The following is a 20,804-nucleotide window of genomic DNA, read 5'->3' as shown; positions in this document are numbered from 1 at the left end:
CATCGGAGCGACCGAGAGGCGGGCGGCGGTGTGAAGTTTGGTGTCCATTGGGGCGACCTTGACTGTGGCGTGCAGTGACGTGGCTATGAAAGACCCTGCACGCAAACATTGCGGCGTGGGCGGCGCTGATTCCAGTGCCGGTGCATGTATCACGGATTTCACACAGGAACAGGGGGCTGCACTACACGGCAGGCTTTCACGTGACGGATCCCCCTGCTTTGCGCTTACAGGTGGCGGTCAAACCAATCCATCACCCGTTCCGGCCGCGCGCCCAGATATTCATAGGCGGCAAAACGGCTCTTCTCCAGCTCGATCAGCCGCATTTCTTTGTCGACGGTCAGCGCGTCATAGTAGCTTTGCACCATTGGCATTTCCGTCCAGGGATCATTGGTGTTTTGCACCACCAGCGTCGGCACGGTGATCTTGGGGGCGTCGAGCACAAAGTTCGGCTCCGCCATGTTGAAACCCATCCGTGCGGTGCTGACCTTTTCACCGGCGCGGACCATAAAACCGGGCATGCCGAGGGCTTTGACAAAATTGGAATAGAGCAAGGGCTGCACCGCGATCATCGCCTTAATGTTTTGACGCTCTGCCAGCCCGTGGTCCCGGCCATAGGCATAGGTCGTGGCCGCCGACCCCATGCAAATGGACAGCAGTCCGATGTTGGCACTTGGATACCGGGCCGAGACGAAATCCACCGCGGCAATCACATCTTTGGCTTCTTCCGGGCCCCAGCTGACCCAAGGAATGGGGCCCAGATCGCTGTCCCCATGCCCCCGAAGATCATACATCAGCACCGAATGGCCCTGATCCATCAGATATTTGGCCTGCCTGAGAAAACGGATGTCCTGCTTCCAGGGGGGCATCGGGCCATGGCCTTTGGGCGTCCAGCCACCACGATTGCATTGCACGCCGAAATGGCTTTGCACGATCACCTTGTCAGCGCCGCCGCGGATCAGCCATCCCCGCAGGGTGACGCCGTCTTCGGTGGAAAACTCAACATCTTCAAAAGGCAAATCAAAGGATTGGGGATGATCAAACAAGGGGGCCTGCCCCGGCTTGATCATCATATTGGAAACAAACGTGCCAAACATTTCTGACCTCTCAGGTAAAGGGAGTCCCATATTCCCGAGTAATTAGGTCAATTTTTGTGAAGGCAATAGGAGCGCTAGTCCAGCATCGGGTAAACGCCGCTTTTCTTGACGGTGCCATAGACAAAGCTGGTGTCGATGGACCCGATGCCGCCGATGGGATGGATGCGGGTGCGGATGAAATCCTCATAGGCTGCCAGCCCCGCGACCACGACCCGCAGCAGGTAGTCAGTGGGACCAGTCAGCATATGGCATTCCTGCACCTCATCCAGCGCGATCACCCGGCGTTCAAAGGTCTTTACCGTATCTTCATTGTGCTTTTCCAGCGTGATGCGGACAAAAGCAGTCAGCGCCAGACCGTATGCTTCGGCATCCACATCGGCGCTGTAGCCTTTGAGAACACCGGCTTTTTCCAGATTGCGCACGCGGCGCAGGCAAGGGCTGGGCGACAGGTTCACCTGTTCGGCCAGTTCCAGGTTGGTCATACGTCCGTCGCGCTGCAGGGCACGCAGGATTTGGCGGTCTTTGCTGTCCATCTTTGATCCAATATCGGCATAATATGCTAATTTTAGACCAATACTTAGCAACATTGGCATGCACATGCCAGTCTTTCTGCCCCACCCTGCCTGCAACACAGATTTTGGGGGAGCAACCAATGAACAATTCAAATCCCGGTTTCGCAACACGCGCCATTCACCACGCCTATGATCCGCAGGACAACGAAGGCGCTCTGACGCCGCCGTTGCACCTGACCTCAACCTTTGCGTTTGAAACGGCCGAGGCCGGTGGTGAGATGTTTGCCGGCGACCGTGCCGGCCACATCTACAGCCGAATTTCCAACCCGACCTGCGATCTGTTGGAAAAACGCATCGCCACGCTGGAAGGGGCGGAGGCCGGTCTGGCGCTGGCGTCGGGCATGGGGGCAATCACCGCCGCGCTTTGGACGTTGCTCAGCCCCGGTGATGAGGTCATCGTCGACAAGACGCTCTATGGCTGCACCTTTGCCTTCATGCAGCACGGGCTGACCAAGTTTGGCGTCACCATCACCCATTGTGACCTGACCGATCCCGACAATCTGGTTGACGCGATCAGCGACAAAACCCGCGTGGTCTATTTTGAGACCCCGGCAAACCCCAATATGCGTCTGGTGGACATCGAAGCCGTTGCCACCATTGCCCATGAGCAGGGTGCAACCGTGATTGTCGACAACACCTATGCCACCCCCTACCTGACCCGCCCGATCGAAAAAGGTGCAGATCTGGTGCTGCACTCGGCCACCAAATACCTGGGTGGGCATGGCGACGTAGTGGCCGGCCTGATGGTCGGCTCGGCCGAGCTGATCCAGGAGGTGCGCCTGGTCGGCATGAAGGATATGACCGGCGCGGTGATGTCGCCGTTCAACGCCATGTTGATCCTGCGCGGGCTGAAAACGCTGGCACTGCGGATGGACCGCCATTGCAGCAACGCCGATGTGGTGGCCGATTGGCTGGAAGCGCAGCCTGAGGTGCAGAAGGTCTATTTCCCCGGTCTGGAAAGCTATGAGCAGCACGATCTGGCCAAACGCCAGATGGATCAGCCCGGCGCGATGATCGCCTTTGAACTGGCCGGCGGGCTGGAGGCAGGCCGCAGCATGATGAACCGATTGGAGATGATCCAGCGTGCCGTGTCACTGGGCGATGCGGAAACCTTGATCCAGCACCCTGCCTCGATGACCCATTCCACCTACACCCCGGAAGAGCGCGCCGAACACCACATCTCGGACGGGTTGATCCGCCTGTCGGTGGGTCTGGAAGAGGTGGCCGATATTCTGGCCGATCTGGATCAGGCCCTGCCCCGCGGGACCGAAGCGCTGGCGGCGGAATAAGCCCTAACCCAGCGGCGGCGTGCGCGCCACGCCGCCCTTCACCCGCCGCAGTGGGATTGAGGATTGGATGGAGGACACACCCGGCACCTTGGTCAGACGTTCGACCAGCACCTGTTCGAATTCTTTGAGGCCCGTGGTGACAATCCGCAGCAGGTAGTCGCGATCGCCGGTCATCAGCCAGCAATCCACCACCTCTGGCATGGCGCTGACGGCGCGTTCAAACCGCGCCAAAGCGTCATCCACCTGCCGGTCCAGCTGCACTGAGACAAAGACCGAAAACTCATAGCCAAGCGCGGCCTCATCAATCAGGGCCGCATAGCCGGTGATGATGCCTTCCTGTTCCAGCCGTTTGATCCGGCGGGCCACCGGGGTGGGGCTAAGGCCAATACGGTCTGACAGCTCCTGCACCGAAAGCCGCCCTTCACGACCCAGGATCTGAAGGATCTGAATATCGAACGGATCAAGATTAGAGAAATCTGCCACTATGCTCAGCTTTCTTAACGGATACCACCAAAGTTAACGAAAAATACGCCGAAATACGCCGGATAACAACAGCACAGCCATGGTAAACTGGCGCAACGCGCCACGCGACCCACCAAGCACCCCACTTTGCACGGCCCACGCGCTGCCCCCGGGAGGACCCAAATGACCCAGACCACCACACTCGACAGCCAGCACATCGCGCATCTTAAAACGCTGGAGCAGCGCCTTTTGTGGCTATCCCATTGGATGATCCACCACGCCAACCACATCCGCCCGAAAGAGGATGGGATCAAGATCGGCGGGCATCAGGCCTCTTCCGCCTCGATGGTGTCGATCATGACGGCGCTCTATTTCTCGGCGCTGAAGCCTGAGGATCGGGTGGCGGTGAAACCACATGCCTCACCCATTTTCCATGCGATGCAGTACCTGATGGGCCAGCAGACCCGTGAGAAGATGGAAAACTTCCGCGGCTTCGGCGGGGTGCAGAGCTACCCCAGCCGCACCAAAGACATTGACGATGTGGACTTCTCCACCGGCTCCGTGGGCCTGGGGGTCGCGATCACCTCATTTGCGTCGATGGTGCAGGATTACATCGAAGCCAAGACCTGGGGCGCAGGCCTGCCGCTGGGCCGGATGGTGGCGCTGGTGGGGGACGCCGAACTGGACGAAGGCAACGTCTATGAAACCCTGCAGGAGGGGTGGAAAAACGACCTGCGCAATTGCTGGTGGGTGATCGACTATAACCGTCAATCGCTGGACGGCATCGTGCGCGAAGGCCTGTTTGAACGGGTTGAGAAGATCTTTGACGCCTTTGGCTGGGATGTGGTGCGGGTGAAATACGGAGCGCTGCAACAGGCGGCCTTTGCAGAACCGGGCGGCGCGGCGCTGCGCGACTGGATCGACAGCTGTCCCAATCAGGACTACTCGGCGCTGACCTTCATGGGCGGTGCGGTCTGGCGCAAACGGCTGCTGGATGATCTGGGCGATCAGGGAGACGTCACCGCGCTGATCGAACGGCGCAGCGATGACGAACTGGCCGCGCTGATGGAAAACCTTGGCGGCAACTGTGTGGCCACCATGGCGGAAACCTTTGCCAGCATCGACCATGACCGCCCCACTTGTTTCCTGGCCTATACGGTCAAGGGCTGGGGCACCCCCATTGCCGGTCACAAGGACAACCACGGCGGTCTGATGAACAAGACCCAGATGAAGGCCTGGCAGGCCCATATGGGTGTGACTGAGGGTCAGGAGTGGGAGCCTTTCGCGACCGTTGAGGATGCAAAGGCTTTGCAGAAATTCCTTGGCGATGTGCCGTTCTTTGCCAAAGGTCCGCGCCGTTACACGGACGCCCAGCTGCCGGTGCCGCCGGTTGCGATTTCGGCGGAGAAAGACATTTCCACCCAGGCCGCCTTTGGCAAGGTGCTGGATGACCTGTCCAAAGGTGACAGTGCGCTGGCGGAACGGATTGTGACCACCTCACCGGATGTGACCGGCACCACCAATCTTGGCCCCTGGGTCAACCGGCGCAAGCTGTTTGCCCGGGAAGAACAGGCCGATGCGTTCATTGAGCATCGCATCCCCTCCACCGCCAAGTGGGAATTCACCCCAAAAGGTCAGCATATCGAACTGGGCATCGCCGAGATGAACCTGTTCCTGCTCTTAGGCGCGGCGGGGTTGAGCCACAGCCTGTTTGGCAAACGTCTGATCCCCATCGGTACGGTCTATGATCCCTTTGTCTGCCGCGGCCTCGATGCGCTGAACTACGCCTGTTATCAGGATGCACGCTTCATGATCGTCGGCACCCCCTCTGGTGTGACGCTGGCCCCTGAAGGCGGCGCGCATCAGTCGATCGGCACACCGCTGATTGGCATGTCGCAGGACGGTCTGGCCGCCTTTGAACCGGCCTTTGCGGATGAGCTGGCGGTGATCATGGAGTGGGCTTTTGACTATCTGCAGCGCGATGGTGAAGGCGATCCCTGCGAACGCACCTGGCTGCGCGATGAGACCGGCGGCTCGGTCTATCTGCGGCTGACCACCAACCCGATCGAACAGCCCGGCAAACGCGCGGATGAGGATTTCCGTCAGGGTGCCATTGACGGGGCCTATTGGCTGAAGAAACCGGGGCCGAACTGTGAGGTGGTGATCGCCTATCAGGGTGCTGTTGCACCTGAGGCGATCAAAGCGGCGGGGATCATCGGCGAAGGCCGCCGCGATGTCGGCGTGCTGGCCGTGACCTCGGCCGACCGTCTGAATGCCGGCTGGACCGCGGCACAACGTGCCCGCGCCCGTGGCAACGCAAAGGCCGTCAGCCACATCGAACGCCTGATGGGTGCCCTGCCCCGCCACTGCAAACTGGTGACCGCAATTGACGGCCATCCCGCCACCCTGGCCTGGCTGGGCGGGGTCGAGGGCCATCAAACCGTGTCACTGGGGGTCGAGCATTTCGGCCAAACCGGCACCATCGGCGACCTTTACCGCCACCACGGCATCGACGCCGCCTCCATCGCCGAAAAAGTCCGCGGCCTCACTGCCGGCCGGCCTATTCCGGTGCGGTGAGGCAGTGGAAGCCAAGGCAAATCTGACGGCTATAGCACCCCAAGCGAACAAAAGCTCCCGAAGATACTTCGGGAGCTTATAGACTTGTGGCAATGATCAAATGTCACCGCCCCTTATGCAACGAACCACCTACAGGTCCAGTAGCTGGTTTGCTTTAACACCAACGACTTAACTGCAGTCCGCCTTAATCCACAACGTTGAGGAACTGGCCCCGGCGCTATACGTCATTTTGACATTAAACGCCGGATCAAACCCAGTCCAGCGACAGGTTGCAAAGGTTGATAGTGCCTGTTCGGCCATTTTGGCTTTCTCCGAAGTCGACGGGTATTCACGTTTTCCGCATAGTCCTTCTTCAATTGCCATTTGCATGCACAGGCCCACTCCTCCGTCACGATGTGGGAACACATCGGAACGATACAAAGTTTTGACGGCGGCGACCGTGGTGTTCTGTTGTCTCGCTTCCTCTTCCCAGTTTGCCTCTGTTACCAAACTGGCAGGTTTGTCTATCAAAGTGAATGCGAAGAAAAGCGGTGTCTGTTTTGATGAACCATGGCCCGAGGTAATTTTGTTCCAGTTAACCCGGTATTTACCAATTGTTGTCTCGCCTTGGTATTTGGAAGATGTACCAACGCCGCAACCAGCAAGTGAGATCAGCGTCACCGCTGCCAATGCGATCTTTGAATAACCCATTATTTGGAATGCCTTCAGTTAAGAGTCGTCGAGAGTCGAAACTAGCCAATCCCCAAAATGATTGTAAAGACAGCCCACCACACCCGCCTGAAGCGAAGATCGCCTTCTAACTATACGAGGCTAAATATTGTTGTTTTGAGAGCTTTGTTGCCCTTTGACAGGGCAGAATTCCCTGCGGCTTTGCGCAACCGGGCTGACACTTGAAAAGCCTAACCGAACAGCTTCACGGCGGTCACCAAGTAAAGGGAAATTGCAGCCATCATCACCACATCACGCCAAAAGGGCTCGCTTACCCCTGCATTTGCTCTCAGTGTACTGCCATATGCCGTGGTGATCCTAGGGCCCACCCAAAAACATCTGTAAAGCAAACGGGTTACCAGCGTTCTCTCTGCCGCCCGCTCACAAAACAACGCGACAGATCGAGGGTATAAGATATGCGCGATTGCTGACCAGTAAGCCAAGAAACACAGCACATGCACAAGGATAAGCACCAAGGCTGTCGCACCTCCTGAAATGCGAGACTAGGTCTCAAATGAAAAATCCACCATGGATTGCATTTTACACCTCAATACGCAACCATAATGCAGCAAGCTCGATTTCGGATCTGCGGCACTCTAATTAGGGCTCTAAAGGTTCAGCCCCCTGTTACTCCGCCGCCGCTTTTTTGAAGTCGGTGGGCTGGTAGTTCAGCACCGGGGACAGCCAGCGTTCGACCTCTTCCAGCGCCATGCCTTTGCGGTTTGCGTAGTCTTCGACCTGATCACGCTCCACTTTGGCGACGCCGAAGTAATAGCTTTCAGGGTGGCCGATATAGAGGCCCGAGACCGAGGCGCCGGGCCACATGGCGTAGCTGTCGGTCAGCTCAACCCCGGTGGCGTTTGTCGCGTCCAAAAGCTCAAACAGTGTCGCTTTTTCGGTGTGATCGGGCTGCGCCGGATAGCCCGGGGCGGGACGGATGCCGTCATAGGCTTCTTTGATCAACTCGTGGTTGGCGAAATCCTCGGCCGCCGCATAGCCCCAGAGTTCTTTGCGGACCTTTTCATGCATCCGCTCGGCAAAGGCTTCGGCGAAACGGTCGGCCAGGGCTTTCACCATGATTGAGGAGTAATCGTCGTTTTTACCGGCAAACGCCTCAGCGATTTTTTCTTCTTCGGCCCCTGCGGTGACGACAAAGCCGCCCAGATAATCCGGCGTGCCTTCAGGGGCGACGAAGTCTGACAGGGCCACATTGGGCCGCCCAGCGCGTTTGGCGCTTTGCTGGCGCAGGGTGTGGAACGTGGCCCGTTCTGCGCTGCGGCTGTCGTCCTGCCACAGTTGGATGTCATCGCCCAGCGCATTGGCCGGCCAGAAACCAACGACAGCGCGCGGATGGAACCAGTTTTCATCAATGATGCGTTTCAGCATGTCTTGCGCATCGGCAAAAAGCTGACGCGCGGCCTCCCCCTGTTTTTCATCCTCCAGAATACGCGGGTAAACGCCGCGCATTTCCCAAGTTTGGAAGAAGGGCGTCCAGTCGATATATTCCGCCAGTTCCGCCAGATCCCAGCCATCAAAGGTCCGGGTGCCAAGGAAACTGGGTGTGGTGGCCTGATAGCCGGTCCAATCAACCTGATAGGCATTGTCCCGCGCGGTCTCGACGCTGATGCGTTTCTTCGCCAGTTCGGCGCGGGCGTGCTTTTCGGCGACGGAGGCGTATTCCGCGCGGATGTCGTCGATATAGGTGACCTTCTGCTCGTCACTCAGCAGCGACGACACAACCCCAACAGCACGCGAGGCATCGGTGACATAGACCGCCTGCGCCGTGTCAAGGTTCGGATGGATCTTCACCGCTGTATGCACCTTGGAGGTGGTGGCTCCCCCAATAAGCAGGGGCTGCTGCATCCCTTCACGCTGCATTTCCGCGGCAACATGCACCATCTCATCAAGCGACGGGGTGATCAGACCAGAGAGGCCGATGATATCAACGTTTTCCTCCCGTGCGACCTGCAGGATCTTTTCGGCAGGCACCATCACACCAAGGTCGATGATTTCGTAGTTGTTACAGGCCAGCACCACGCCCACGATGTTCTTGCCGATATCATGCACGTCCCCCTTCACGGTGGCCATCAGCACCTTACCGGCACTTTCGGCAGCACCGTCTTTTTCGGCGTCCATATAGGGCAGCAGCACGGCAACGGCCTGTTTCATCACACGGGCGGATTTCACCACCTGCGGCAGGAACATCTTGCCGGAGCCGAAGAGATCGCCGACCACGTTCATCCCCGCCATCAGCGGACCTTCGATCACATGCAGCGGACGTTCCGCGTTCTGGCGGGCCTCTTCGGTGTCTTCATCGATATATTCGGTGATCCCGTTTACCAGCGCATGTTCCAGACGTTTTTCAACGCTCCATTCGCGCCAGGTCAGATCTTTCTCTTTGCCTTTACTGCCCCCCTGCCCGCGGAAACGTTCAGCAATCTCCAGCATCCGCTCGGTGGCGTCAGCACGGCGGTTCATCACCACGTCTTCACAGGCTTCGCGCAGCTCAGGATCAATCTGGTCATATACGGCCAGCTGACCGGCGTTGACGATCCCCATATCCACACCGGCCTGAATACCGTGGTAAAGGAAGACCGAGTGCATCGCTTCGCGCACCAACTCATTGCCCCGGAAACTGAACGACAGGTTCGACACACCGCCTGAGACATGCACATGTGGCAGGTCGGTGGTGATGCGCCGTGCGGCCTCGATGAAGTCGACACCGTAGTTGTCGTGTTCCTCAATACCCGTCGCCACAGCAAAGACGTTGGGGTCAAAGATGATGTCTTCGGGCGGGAAGCCCACCTGCTGCGTCAGGATCTCATAGGCGCGGGTACAGATTTCGACCTTACGGTCTTCGGTATCGGCTTGGCCAACCTCATCAAAGGCCATGACCACCACAGCGGCGCCATAGGCCCGACACAGACGCGCCTGATCGATAAACTGCGCCTCGCCCTCTTTCATCGAGATCGAGTTCACGATGGCCTTGCCCTGCACACATTGCAGACCGGCCTCAATCACCTCCCACTTGGAGCTGTCGATCATGATCGGTACCCGGGCGATATCAGGCTCGGACGCGATGAGGTTCAGGAACTCCACCATTGCGGCTTTGGAGTCGATCAACCCCTCATCCATATTCACGTCAATGATCTGCGCGCCGTTTTCCACCTGTTGGCGGGCCACATCCAGCGCGGTGGCGTAATCACCATTGGTGATCAGCTTGCGGAACTTGGCAGATCCGGTGACGTTGGTCCGCTCGCCCACATTCACAAACGGAATGTCCTCAGTCAGGACAAAGGGTTCCAAGCCAGACAGGCGCATTTGCGGCGCGACTGTCGGAATAACGCGCGGGGCAATGTCAGCGACAGCATCCGCAATGGCGCGGATGTGATCATAGGTGGAGCCACAGCAGCCCCCTACTACATTGACCAGCCCCTCACGGGCAAAGCCTGCCACCTGTTCGGCCATCTCTTCGGGCGTCTCGTCATATTCGCCCATCTCATTGGGCAGGCCCGCGTTGGGATAGGCGCAGGTCAAAGTGTCGGCCACATTGGAGATCTCGGCGATATGGGCACGCATCGCATTGGCCCCCAGCGCACAGTTCAGACCAATGGTCAGCGGCTGCGCGTGACGCACCGAATGCCAAAACGCCGTGGGCGTCTGCCCCGACAAGGTGCGCCCCGACAGATCGGTGATGGTGCCCGAGATCATCACAGGATACCGCATACCGCGCTCTTCAAACACCTGCTCACAGGCAAAGATCGCAGCCTTGGCGTTCAGGGTGTCAAAGATCGTCTCAATCAGCAGGATATCAGCGCCACCTTCCAACAGACCACGGGCCTGTTGCGCATAGGCCTCACGCAACTCATCAAAGGTCACGGCGCGATAGCCCGGGTTGTTCACATCCGGGCTGATCGAGGCGGTGCGGTTGGTCGGCCCCAATGCGCCCGCAACATAGCGTTTGCGGCCATCCTCTTTCTCAGCGCGGTCCATCGCGATCCGGGCCAGACGCGCGCCTTCGATGTTGATCGCATCCACCAGCCCCTGCTGATCATAATCCGCCTGCGCAATTGTGGTGCCGGAAAACGTGTTGGTCTCCACAATATCCGCACCGACCATGGCGTAGTTATAGTGGATCTCCTCCACCAGATCGGGGCGGGTCAGGTTCAACAGGTCGTTGTTGCCCTTCAGCGGTTTGTCACTGTGAATATGCGCGTGGCAGGTACAGCCCGGCCCGTGACCCGAGCTGTCGCCGTTAAAGTCATCCTCCACCAGTCCAAGTTTCTGGATCTGGGTACCCATCGCGCCGTCCAACACAAGGATCCGCTCTTTGGCGGCGGCTTCAAGTTCGGCAAAAACAGGGGAAAGCGGGAGGGATGTAACAGACATACGGGCACCATGTGGTTCTTATGAAGTTGCGCCTATGTATCGCCTGCCCTTTCATAAGCCCAATTCATAATAATCATCATTTATATGAGGCGTCCTCAAATTCAGGACTGCGAAATGTCGGCCTTCGACCACCAAAGGTCTGATTTGAAACAGTTCTCCACCCAGTGCTCAGAAATGCTGAAACGGTAAAAACCAAGAGGATGCGCCATGGCCGAACAGATCACCCGCGGCTATTGCCAGTGCAAAACCACAGCCTGGGAATTCACCGGTGCAGCGACCTGGCAATGCTACTGCCACTGTGATGACTGCCGCCGCAACTGCGCCGCGCCGGTGGTGGCCTGGCTGGGCGTGCCCTTGCGGCAGTTTCGCTGGACAGGCGCCGCGCCGAAAACGCGCGAAAGCTCCCCCGGGGTTTATCGCCACTTCTGCGCTGACTGTGGCTCCCCCATGGGGTTTGAGGCGGACCATTATGCTGGTGGCATGCATCTCTATGCGGGGTCGATGGAGCACCCTGAAACCTTCACCCCCACCTTTCACGTCAACTATCAGGCCAAACTGCCCTGGCTACAGATGAAGGATGATCTGGTGAAATACGACGGCACATTGCTGCACAACCCCGAAGACCTGAGTGCCTATGACTGACACCACCCCTTGCGACACGCCCGTATGACATGGGGCTTGCCCCACGCCTGTCCCTGCCGCAGGCTGGAAACGACTGTACAGGAGCCCAAGATGCCAGAGATCGCCCATTCCGCCGCCGCCATGATTTCCGGCATGGAGCCACAGCTGCGTGAAGGGAGCTTTGTCTTTGTATCACTCAATGCGGGTCAGGACACCAATGACCTGCACCACGCGGCCATTGCTTCCTTCCGGGAGGAGGAAGGGCTTTCGCTGATCCTACCCTTTGATGTCGCGGCAGACGCAGGGTTTGACACTGCCCAGCCGATGGCCTGTATCACCCTCAACGTCTACTCCGCCCTATCAGGCGTCGGGCTGACCGCTGCGGTGTCCGGCGCATTGGGGGCAAGTGACATTCCGTGTAACATTGTCGCCGCCTACCATCACGACCACGTCTTTGTCCCCTGGGACGCCAAAGACCGCGCGCTGACCGCCCTACAAACCCTGCAATCTAGCGCTACGTCCTAAAAACAAGGCCCCAACCTATCGCCTCAGCCCCTTGTTGCGAATAATTCTCATTTTTATTCTCAGCGCTATTGCGAATGGTTCTCAATTTCATTATCAACAGGTCAACACGATAGGAAACCCAACAGGACCGGAGCCCATTATGGCCAAATCCCTTTTGACTGGTGCATTGATCACTGCAGTACTCGCCTCACCTGCGATGGCGGAAAAAATGAAGGTTGTGACCACCTTTACGGTTTTGTCTGACATGGCGCAGAACGTGGCGGGGGATGCGGCCGATGTTGTCTCCATCACCAAACCGGGTGCGGAAATTCACGGCTACCAGCCAACCCCGCGTGACATTGTACGCGCTCATGACGCAGATCTGGTGCTTTGGAACGGGCTGAACCTGGAACTGTGGTTCGAACAGTTCATCGCAAACCTGGGCGATGTGCCTTCGGTCACCCTCACCGATGGGATTGAGCCGATTTCGATCGCCGAAGGGTCTTACGAGGGCAAAGCCAACCCGCATGCCTGGATGGGTCTGGACAACGCCATTGTCTATATCGACAACATCGCCACCGCCTTTGCTGATCAGGATCCGACCAACGCCGCGGTCTACAAAGCCAATGCCGAGGCATATAAGGACCAGCTGCGCGCCACCATTGAGCCGCTGAAAGCGCAGATTGCCGAGGTTCCTGCTGACAAACGCTGGCTGGTGTCCTGTGAGGGTGCCTTCAGCTATCTGGCCAAGGATCTGGGCCTGCAGGAGCTGTACCTCTGGCCGATGAATGCCGATCAGACCGGCACGCCGCAACAGGTGCGCAAGGTCATCGATGGGGTCCGCGCCAACAACATCACCGCTGTTTTCTGTGAAAGCACCGTCAACAACGACCCCGCCAAACAGGTGGCGCGTGAAACGGGTGCTACTTATGGCGGAATGCTCTATGTAGATAGCCTGAGTGAGGCGGACGGGCCGGTGCCAACCTATTTGGACCTCTTGCGCGTCACCTCGGAAACCATCGCAACCGGTCTGACCGCAACCTTAAACTAAACGCGGGACAGCCCACTCATGAAAGATCACATGACCCTGCCTGATGCAGCCACGCTCAAGGAGTTCACTGCCGAGGACGGCCCCGGCGGTGGCATCCTTGCCCGCGACGTCACAGTCACCTATCGCAACGGCCACACCGCCCTGCGTGAGGCCAGTTTTGCCATCCCCCGCGGCACGGTGACCGCGCTTGTGGGGGTCAACGGTGCCGGCAAGTCGACGCTGTTCAAGGCGATCATGGGCTTTGTGCCCGCCGCACAGGGCAGCATCCACCTGTTGGGTCGTACGGTGAAACAAGCGTTGAAGGAAAACCTCGTCGCCTATGTGCCGCAATCCGAAGAGGTGGACTGGGCCTTCCCGGTGCTGGTGGAAGATGTCGTCATGATGGGGCGTTACGGACATATGGGGCTGCTGCGGCGGCCCCGTAAGGCCGACCACGAGGCGGTGGATCAGGCGCTGAACCGCGTCAACATGCAGGATTTCCGCAAACGCCAGATTGGCGAACTGTCCGGCGGCCAGCGCAAACGGGTCTTTCTGGCCCGCGCTTTGGCCCAAGATGGCAAGGTGATCCTGCTGGATGAGCCCTTTACCGGGGTGGACGTCAAAACCGAAGATCAGATAATAGCGCTGCTGCGTGAGTTGCGTGACGAAGGCCGGGTGATGTTGGTCTCGACCCATAACCTCGGCTCGGTCCCTGAATTCTGTGATCGCACCGTTTTGGTCAAAGGCACCGTGCTGGATTACGGCCCGACCGAAACCACCTTTACCCGCGACAACCTGAAACGCGCCTTTGGTGGGGTGCTGCGCCAGTTCACACTGGGCGGCCAAGAGCTGCACGATGACGACGATCCGCGCCAGATCTCAATCCTGACAGATGATGAACGGCCCTTCGTGCAATACGGTGATGAGACCCGCAAAACCGAAGGTGAGGCGGAGCCGAAGGCATGATCACCCTGTTGGAACCGTTTACCTACAACTACATGCTGAACGCCATGTGGGTGTCGGCCCTTGTGGGGGGCGTCTGTGCCTTCCTATCGGCCTATCTGATGCTGAAAGGCTGGTCGCTGATCGGCGATGCGCTGTCCCATTCGGTGGTGCCGGGTGTGGTTGGCGCCTATGCGCTGGGTCTGCCCTTTGCACTGGGGGCCTTTATTTCCGGCGGCTTGGCGGCCGGGGCGATGTTGTTCCTGTCGGACCGGTCGGGCCTGAAAATCGATGTGATCATCGGTCTGATCTTCACCAGTTTCTTTGGGCTGGGTCTGTTTCTGGTGTCACTGAACCCTGCCTCCATCAACGTACAGACCATCACCATGGGCAACATTCTGGCGATCACCCCTGAGGATACTCTGCAATTGGCGATCATCGGCTTTGTGTCCCTGGCTGTGCTGCTGGTGAAGTGGAAGGACCTGATGGTCACTTTCTTTGACGAAAGCCATGCGCGCTCCATCGGGTTGAACCCCGGCGCGCTGAAACTGGTGTTCTTCATGCTGCTGTCGGCCTCGGTTGTGGCAGCGATGCAGACCGTGGGGGCCTTTCTGGTGATTGCCATGGTGGTGACCCCGGGCGCGACGGCCTATCTGCTGTGTGACCGCTTCCCGCGGCTGATTGTGACCTCCGTTGTGATCGGCATGCTGTCGAGCTTCATCGGCGCCTATCTGAGCTATTTTCTGGACGGGGCCACGGGCGGCGTGATTGTCACCCTGCAAACCCTTGTGTTCCTGACCGCTTTCATCTTTGCGCCGAAACACGGCCTGCTGGCCGCCCGCGCCAAAGCCCGCGCGGCCCTTAACACCCCAGTGACCGAGGAGGCGGCATAATGGATCAGCTTCTGTTCCCTTTCATGTTCCCCTTCATGCAGAACGCCTTCTGGATCTGCGCCATCGTTGCGGTCCCTACCGCTTTGCTCAGCTGCTTTCTGGTCCTGAAAGGCTGGGCGCTGATGGGCGATGCGATCAGCCACGCCGTTCTGCCCGGCATTGTGCTGGCCTATATCGCCGGCATCCCACTGATCATCGGGGCCTTTGTGGCCGGGATGGGCTGCGCGGTGGCCACCGGCTATCTGGCTGAAAACAGCCGGGTGAAACAGGACACGGTGATGGGGGTTGTCTTCTCAGGCATGTTTGGGGTGGGCATTCTGCTCTACACCTCGGTTGAGACTAACGCGCATCTGGATCACATCCTTTTCGGCAATATTCTGGGCGTGCATGCCGAGGATCTGTGGACCGCAGGCATCATCGCTGCGCTGACCACGCTGGCCATGGCGGTAAAGTGGAAAGACCTGATGCTGCATACCTTTGATCCGGCACAGGCGCGCGCCGCCGGGCTGAACGTCACGCTGCTGCACTACGGGTTGCTGACGATCCTCAGCCTGGTGATCGTCGCCACGCTGTCCGCCACCGGCCTGATCCTGGCGATTGGCCTGCTGATTGCGCCCGGGGCCATCGCCTTCCTGATCACCAAACGGTTCGGCGTCATGCTGGTCGTCGCGGTGGTGGTCAACATGCTCTCGATGCTGGCGGGCACCTACCTCAGCTTCTTCATCGACAGCGCCCCGGCACCGACGATCATTCTGATCCTCACCGCGGTGTTTATCATCGCACTGGTTGCACGCCGCCTGACGGATGCCCGCCAACAGCGGCAAATGCTGTGAGTTGGGATCAACTTGTCGGCTGATGTCGCTCATAACGTGTGGTTTTTCTAGACAGCACGCAACCAAACCGCAAAACTAAATGCCAAGGCCGAAACCCGATGGCCCTGGCGCCCCCTGCTGGCCATTGAGACATTGAATGTGGCTTTTGGGGAATTCGATTGCGCGGCAGCACCAATAGTACCGAAGTATTTCCAAACGTTGGATCCGAACAAGACCGCGTCTTGATCCGCGCGATGTTACAGCAACCACGCGCCAATGCGGCACGGGACCTGCTGGACCGCAAGTTTGAAATCGTCTTCCCGGTGCTTTTGCTGTTTGTCACCGCGCTGGCCTATATCAGCGGCGACAGGCGCAGCCTGCTGGAGCTGGCGGAATACACGTTCTCCAGCCACCTGCCCCATCCGGCCACCATCCTGCTGCTGGTTGGCTTCACCCTGTTTCCTGTGAACCGCCGCCCGGTCTTTGCGGTGTCGTTTCTGCTGCTGCATGTCCTGTCAACGCTGTGGACCATTCACACCGGCAGTTATGAGCTGCCCCCAAACATGGGCTTTGCGGCCTTTCTGGGGGCCAGCCTGCTGTTCAATGCGGTCTTCGGTTTTGGCTTGGCCTATTTGACCCGCGTGGTTGAGCCGATACTGGCCCGCGGCCCCTATAAACCGTCATTGGACGTTTCCCTTTCGGCCACAACATTTGCCATCATCCTCGGCCTCGGCACGCCCTTGGTTTTGGCCGCCTCCTGGGTGGGCACCACCTATCTGGGTCTGGGGCGACTGGATGAAATGGCGACGATGTCCACCAGCCAGGCGATCCGCACCGGAGTCTATGTGACCTTCTGCCTGATCTTTGCGCTTTATCCGCCGACCCTTGGCACCATCCTGCGCGCCACACCGCTGCTGATCCTGTTCCTGCTCATCGGGCTGCTGGACAAGACACTGGGCTGGCAGACCGAGCGGGTGTTCACCGTGATGTTTGCCATCTCATTGCGCTACATCATGCCGGTTACCACCGCCCTGCCGATCACCCTGCTGGGGATCGTTCTGCAGCGGGTGTTGATCCCGGATGAAACAATGAACTGGCCGCAGGACTACCTGATTTTTGCAACGCTGTTTGCCATGATGACGCTGTTTGATCTGGCGCTTCTGAACCAGCGGGCACAGCGCTATCGCAATCGATCCCTGCGCCAGAAGCTATGGAATTCATACGAGTTTTCCAAATACGGCTATTTCCTTTACAACGCCAAACTGCAGCGGTTCTGGATGGACAATATGATCCGCCTGGCGCCGCAGCGCACCTTTAGTGACACGCTGCTGGACACATTGCGCCGGATGCCGCCGAAAGATGCCAGCAAACTGGCGCGCATTCTGTCCAGCCACGCGCCGGAGCCGCAGGCCGCCATCGTGCAGGTGGCCAATGGCAACAGCTGGGAAGATGGCGCGCCCTACCGGGTTTACCGCCTGCACAGCGTGTCCGAGGTATCCTGGCAATATGGTCTGGTGACCATCGGCACATTGACGGACATCACCGAGATCCATGAAGCCTCGGTCGCGTTGAAGGAAACGCTGCGCCAGTTGGAGGTCAGCAAAGAACGCCAGCACCGCCTGTTTGCCCTGATCAGCCACGAATTGCGCACGCCGGCCGCCCTGTTGAAGATGCTGGCCGAACAGATGAATGACACGCAGGACTGGGACAAACTGGGCCCGCGGTTTGACAATGTGCTGCAGCAATTCCTGACGCTGATGGACGATATGGGCAGCGTGGTGCGGGATGAGGATCTGCTGCCCGCCAGCGAAAGCAGTTTCCGCCCCAATGACCTGGTCAATCACCTGGCCAATGTCTATCGCGTGGTGGCGGAACAGGCCGGCATCGCCATCGATCTGCGCACCGCCCAGAAATATGATGCGGAACGGATCACCGATGTGGGGCGGGTGCAGCAGATCTTGGGCAACCTGATCCGCAACGCCGTGTTGCATTCCGGCGGCAACCATCTGGTGATCAGCTACCGTGAAGACTACCCAGACGGCCGGTTGCAGGGCATCTGGACGATCGAAGACAACGGCAAGGGCATTCCCGACGCCCTGCTGCCCGGGCTGTTTGACCCGTTCAACCGGCAAACCCGCGGGGTGTTTTCCAAGGCAGAAGGCACCGGGTTGGGGATATATATCGTCAAGCTCTTTGCGGAAAACCTGAAGGGACGGGTCAGCTATATGCCCAGTGCCCAAGGCGGCGCACGATTCCAGGTGTCTGTCCCACTGCGCGCCGTGACCGAAGCACCGGCGGCGCAGGTTGTTGAGGCGGAGCCCGACAAGCTGGACCTCAGCGTCTTGCTGATTGAGGACAACGCGCTGGTGGCTGAAATCACCCAGTCACAGCTGAAACGCCGGTTCCGTGACGTTTATCACCTGACCACGGCCGAACAGGCGCTGGATGCGATTGACAGTCTGGACCCAGATCTGGTGCTAACCGACATTGAACTGCCGGGCATGGATGGCATCAAACTCTGCAGCCTGCTGCGGGCAGATGGCTATGATGGCGCGATCTTCGGCCTCAGCGCCGGGGCCACTGGCGAGGAGGAGCTACGCGATGCAGGCGCCGATGGGATTTTGACCAAACCCCTGTCGATGCGCCGCCTGCTGCATGAGTTGGAGCGGCGCCACGGCGCGCCCCTGACGGAACTGGAAGAAAAAGGATCAGCCGATCCGAAGAGTGAACAGCGGCAGGCGTGACAGGAAGGCGCGCGCCTCATTGCGGAACCGCGCCTCCTGCTTGGAGGTATCGCCCCCCGCGCGCAGGGCTTGTTCCAGCGAGGTTGCCGCCAGCGCCAGATCCTTTTCGCCGATCTGACCGGCCTCAGCCACCACACGGTGGGCCATGGCCATACGTTCGCTGCGGGACTGGCTGCCCTTGAAGCTGGCTTCCAACCGGTCGCTGAGGCGGGTGATGAATTTCAACACCCAAGACTTACCCATCAACTGCACCATCTCTTCCAGTTCATGGAAGCTGTGGCCGTCACGTTTTTCAGCCACACGGGCGCTATAGCGTTCCCCGGCATCGGCCAGAACCCCGCTGATCGCCGCCACCAGATCGTTGATCTGAAAGGGTTTTGCCAAAAACGCATTGGCCCCGGCCAGCATCATCTGCTCAATCTCATCCGAAAAACTGGTGGCCGAAAAGGCGATGACCGGCACATCACAATAAGGGGCAGGCAGGGCGCGGATGCGGCGGGTCAGTTCAACACCGCTCAATTCCGGCATCTGCATATCGCATAGGATCACATCGGGATCATAATCCGTCACCTGGTTCAGCGCGTCCAGCGGGTTGGTCACCACCTCCACATGGATGCCCTCGCGTTTCATGATCCGACGGATCAGATCGCCAGTGTCGGCGCTGTCATCAACCAGCATCACCCGTTCAGCGGCGGCGTTCAGTACCGACAGTTCCGGCACCTCAACAGGCAGCTCACTGCGGCTATCAACGATCGGCAGGGTCAGGTAGAACCAGAAGGTCGCGCCCTCCTCCGGGGTGCTGTGGACCTGCAGATCGCCGCCCATGCTGCGCACCAACCCTTGCGAGATCGCCAGACCCAGACCTGAGCCGCCATTGTTTTGCAGCGCCATGCCCTCTTCGATCTGGGCAAAACGGTCAAACAGGCGTTCCTGATCTTCGGGGGCAATGCCGATACCGCTGTCCTGCACTTCGATGCGCAGTTTGGCTTCCTGCTTGTCGTCTTCGATCCGGCTGCTGACCCGCAGGGTAACGCTGCCCTCTTCGGTAAACTTGATCGCGTTGTTCAGCAGGTTCAGCAGAACCTGGCTGAGCCGCAGCGGATCACCGCGCAGCAGTCGTGGCATATTGGCCGAAATTTCCGATGACAGGATCAGGCCTTTGGTCTGTGAATGCACCGACACCAGATCGATCGCTTCACGGAACAATTCATTGGGGGAGAAATCCTCATCCCGCAGTTCCAGCCCACCTTCTTCGATACGGCTGAGGTCCAGCACGTCATCCACAATCCGGCTAAGCGTGCGCCCGGCGCTTTTGAGGCGGGAAACCTGTTGTTTCTGATCCGGGCTGAGCGGTTCACGGCCCAGCAATTCGGAGAACCCCAAGATCGCATTCAGCGGCGTGCGGATTTCATGGGTGATGGTCGACAAAAAGCGGCTTTTGGCTTTGCTGGCTTCATCCACCTCGGCCATCGCCTGCATCAATTCCCGCTCAACTTCATGACGGCGCGCCATTTCGCGGAACCCCGTGATCAGGACGGTCGACAGCAAAAATAGCGTGCCAGCCAGAAACAGGATCAACAGAAACACCTTGCTGCGGGTTTCCGCCGCCAGACCACCAAAACCGGCCTGAGTCAGCGCCGATTGGCTGTCCTGCAACAGATGGACCTGCTGGCGGAATTGCACCGTGCCCTCGCGCAGGGCCTCCAGATCGTCAGGGGCCGCCGCGCTGAAGACAGCCGTGCGGGCCAGATCAATCAACACCTCGGATTGCGAACGTAGTGCGGTGTAATGCTCGGGCGCCAGATCGGCGGCGCCGCTGCGCTGAAAGAGACGCAGGTGGTTTGCGATGGCATCTTCACGTTCCGCCAGATCCGCCAGCGCATGGCGGGGGGCGGCGTTCAGGATCAATGCCTCCAGCCCGTCGCTTTGCGCTTCGACATCGCTGAGCACATCCAAACCTTGCGAGATTTTGGCCACCCGCTGGGTGCCATCGGCCACGGCCTGCACCAGTGACAGGATCTGAAACACCGACGCCGCAGCCAGAAGCCCCGCAAAGCAGAGCTTGATCATCGAGCTGCGCAGCTTACCGTTTAAGGCACCTGCGATGGATGCCTCAGCGGCATCGCCCTCTTCTGTCTTTTTCTGCTCTGAGGAAAAGAACGGCATA

15 protein-coding genes are annotated in these 20,804 nt (G+C 58.9%); 9 read left to right on the top strand and 6 right to left on the bottom strand.

Annotation, left to right across the window (positions count from 1 at the left end; genetic code table 11):
* Positions 1-224: 224 nt before the first annotated feature.
* A complete protein-coding gene (locus ACORLH_RS09240; protein WP_321832410.1) occupies positions 225-1,094 on the bottom strand; it encodes an alpha/beta hydrolase family protein in 870 nt (289 codons plus the stop codon).
* 74 nt (positions 1,095-1,168) lie between these two features.
* Positions 1,169-1,627, bottom strand: coding sequence for an Lrp/AsnC family transcriptional regulator (locus ACORLH_RS09235; protein WP_321832409.1), 459 nt, complete (start codon positions 1,625-1,627; stop codon positions 1,169-1,171).
* Between the two features lie 119 nt (positions 1,628-1,746).
* On the opposite strand from ACORLH_RS09235, the gene ACORLH_RS09230 reads away from it, so the two are divergent.
* Complete coding sequence (locus ACORLH_RS09230; RefSeq protein ID WP_321832408.1) at positions 1,747-2,955, top strand: methionine gamma-lyase; 1,209 nt, start codon at positions 1,747-1,749, stop codon at positions 2,953-2,955.
* Positions 2,956-2,958: 3 nt separating this feature from the next.
* Here ACORLH_RS09230 and ACORLH_RS09225 read toward each other — a convergent pair whose 3' ends face one another.
* A complete protein-coding gene (locus ACORLH_RS09225; RefSeq protein ID WP_321832407.1) occupies positions 2,959-3,438 on the bottom strand; it encodes an Lrp/AsnC family transcriptional regulator in 480 nt (159 codons plus the stop codon).
* A gap of 162 nt (positions 3,439-3,600) precedes the next feature.
* Here ACORLH_RS09225 and ACORLH_RS09220 point away from each other — a divergent pair, with 162 nt between their 5' ends.
* Positions 3,601-5,994, top strand: coding sequence for a transketolase (locus ACORLH_RS09220; RefSeq protein WP_321832406.1), 2,394 nt, complete (start codon positions 3,601-3,603; stop codon positions 5,992-5,994).
* Positions 5,995-6,162: 168 nt separating this feature from the next.
* On the opposite strand, the gene ACORLH_RS09215 is transcribed toward ACORLH_RS09220, so the two are convergent.
* Positions 6,163-6,684, bottom strand: a complete 522-nt coding sequence (locus tag ACORLH_RS09215) for a hypothetical protein (protein ID WP_321832405.1) — start codon at positions 6,682-6,684, stop codon at positions 6,163-6,165.
* A gap of 645 nt (positions 6,685-7,329) precedes the next feature.
* Complete coding sequence (gene metH, locus ACORLH_RS09210; RefSeq protein WP_321832404.1) at positions 7,330-11,091, bottom strand: methionine synthase; 3,762 nt, start codon at positions 11,089-11,091, stop codon at positions 7,330-7,332.
* A 207-nt stretch (positions 11,092-11,298) separates the two neighbouring features.
* Between metH and ACORLH_RS09205 the strand changes: the two genes are divergently transcribed.
* The 7 genes from ACORLH_RS09205 (at position 11,299) to ACORLH_RS09175 (ending at position 18,637) form a co-directional block, all read left to right on the top strand.
* The gene (locus tag ACORLH_RS09205; protein ID WP_321832403.1) at positions 11,299-11,733 is read left to right on the top strand and encodes a GFA family protein; all 435 of its coding nucleotides are present in this window, start codon (positions 11,299-11,301) and stop codon (positions 11,731-11,733) included.
* 90 nt (positions 11,734-11,823) lie between these two features.
* A complete protein-coding gene (locus tag ACORLH_RS09200; protein WP_321832402.1) occupies positions 11,824-12,237 on the top strand; it encodes an ACT domain-containing protein in 414 nt (137 codons plus the stop codon).
* Positions 12,238-12,376: 139 nt separating this feature from the next.
* Positions 12,377-13,267 (top strand): metal ABC transporter substrate-binding protein, encoded by an 891-nt coding sequence (locus tag ACORLH_RS09195; protein ID WP_321832401.1) that lies wholly within the window; start codon positions 12,377-12,379, stop codon positions 13,265-13,267.
* A 30-nt stretch (positions 13,268-13,297) separates the two neighbouring features.
* Entirely contained in the window at positions 13,298-14,212 is a 915-nt protein-coding gene (locus ACORLH_RS09190) for a manganese/iron ABC transporter ATP-binding protein (RefSeq protein WP_058244931.1), read from the top strand.
* Entirely contained in the window at positions 14,209-15,081 is an 873-nt protein-coding gene (locus ACORLH_RS09185; protein ID WP_321832400.1) for a metal ABC transporter permease, read from the top strand. The genes ACORLH_RS09190 and ACORLH_RS09185 overlap by 4 nt, the downstream gene beginning before the upstream one ends.
* Positions 15,078-15,914 (top strand): metal ABC transporter permease, encoded by an 837-nt coding sequence (locus ACORLH_RS09180; RefSeq protein WP_321832802.1) that lies wholly within the window; start codon positions 15,078-15,080, stop codon positions 15,912-15,914. Before ACORLH_RS09185 ends, ACORLH_RS09180 begins: the two co-directional genes overlap by 4 nt.
* Positions 15,915-16,147: 233 nt before the next feature.
* On the top strand, positions 16,148-18,637 hold the full coding sequence (locus ACORLH_RS09175) for an ATP-binding protein (protein ID WP_321832399.1): 2,490 nt from the start codon (positions 16,148-16,150) through the stop codon (positions 18,635-18,637).
* Here the strand turns inward: ACORLH_RS09175 and ACORLH_RS09170 are convergent.
* A complete protein-coding gene (locus ACORLH_RS09170) occupies positions 18,602-20,803 on the bottom strand; it encodes an ATP-binding protein (protein ID WP_321832398.1) in 2,202 nt (733 codons plus the stop codon). The genes ACORLH_RS09175 and ACORLH_RS09170 overlap by 36 nt on opposite strands.
* Between the last annotated feature and the right edge of the window lies 1 nt (position 20,804).

Origin of the sequence: Thalassovita sp., assembly GCF_963691685.1 — a bacterium.
Lineage (GTDB): Bacteria > Pseudomonadota > Alphaproteobacteria > Rhodobacterales > Rhodobacteraceae > Thalassobius.
Note: the sequence above shows the minus strand (reverse complement) of the source record. Positions and strands in the feature narration are given on the sequence as shown.